This window comes from Bifidobacterium sp. RTP21102st3_E2_RTP21102_210122 (assembly GCF_040916945.1).
Taxonomy (GTDB): Bacteria; Actinomycetota; Actinomycetes; order Actinomycetales; family Bifidobacteriaceae; genus Bifidobacterium; species Bifidobacterium longum.
In genome coordinates this window covers 1-1,209 of the sequence record NZ_JBCPAN010000026.1, presented here as the reverse complement: position 1 = coordinate 1,209, position 1,209 = coordinate 1, and the positions used below count along the sequence as shown (strand labels likewise).

The 1,209-nt window shown below is 53.3% G+C and carries 2 protein-coding genes; both read left to right on the top strand.

The features are described from left to right. Positions 1-946, top strand: a 946-nt coding sequence (locus AB5287_RS09990) for an ATP-binding protein (protein ID WP_368221178.1), incomplete at its 5' end; no start/stop codon positions are given. Between the two features lie 71 nt (positions 947-1,017). Continuing rightward, a partial coding sequence (locus AB5287_RS09985) for a helix-turn-helix domain-containing protein (protein ID WP_368221176.1) occupies positions 1,018-1,209 on the top strand: 192 nt, incomplete at its 3' end.

Here is a 1,209-nt window from a genome sequence, read left to right as displayed (position 1 = left end):
GAACAATACATATCGCGGCCCGCTGCTCAAGACCATAGAGCAGATAGCGGAGTCGTGCGCGCCTTGGAATCCAGGAACAGAACTGACCGGGGGTTTTTTTTCCTCGGTGGTGCCCGAATTCGACGAGAGGGCGTTCAGGGAAGCGTTGGTCAATGCGTTCGGCCACAGGGATTACTCAGTTCTTGGCCGTGTGCGTGTGCTGGTGGATGACGCGGGACTGACGATTGCCAATCCTGGAGGATTCGTGGAAGGCATCAACGTTCACAATCTGCTTACCGCGGAACCGCATGGACGAAACCCATGCCTCATGGATGCGTTGAAGCGAACTGGGCTAGCCGAGCGAACCGGTCGTGGAATCGATCGCATTTTCGAGGGGGCCTTGAACTATGGTCGGCCCTTGCCTGACTATTCGAGATCCAACGGGCGGGGTGTTTCGGTGCTGCTGCCTCGGAGCGCGCCCGACGAGGCGTTTGTGGAATTATTAGCCGAGGAACGCGAGCGTAGCGGCAAGTCAATGTCGCTTGACGGTCTGCTTATTCTGGATAAGCTCAAGCGAGAGAGACGTTGTGGCTTTGACGCGTTGTCAGAGTCCTTGGATATGAGCGATCAACGTCTGCGCACTGTATTGGGGCAGTTGACGGAGTCTGGGCTCGTCGAAAGCTCCGGCACTAACGCTCGTCGTACATACACATTGGGTGCGAAAGTGTATCGGCGCAGCGGTAGGGCGATGGAATACGTTCGCCAATCAGACATCGATAGGGTGCGGTATCCCGAACTGATCATCGAGTTAATGCATGAACAGAAATCAGTGAGCAAAAACGATGTGATGGAATTGCTGCATCTTGAGGAGAATCAGGCGTACTACCAATTGCGAAAACTAGTCCTTGAAGGACGCGCTAAGAAGGTCGGCAGTGGACGCAACGTGCGGTATGCGGCAGTACGTTGAATGAGATACGCAGATCATTCTTGAACGGTTTTCTCTGAATTCCGAGATTTATCTCTGAATTCAGAGAAAGAATGTATAATTCAGAGAAAAATTCAGAGATTCAGAGCAGGCGGTGGCGAATGGCGCACGAGTATGGCAAAGAAACCCTGTCCAAGGAATTCAAAAGCGATCGCGATAAAGGTCTGCCGGATTCCGAATTAGTGGAGGCTGTTGTCGCCTTAGCCAATACGGACGGCGGGTGCGTGTATCTGGGTGTTGAGGAC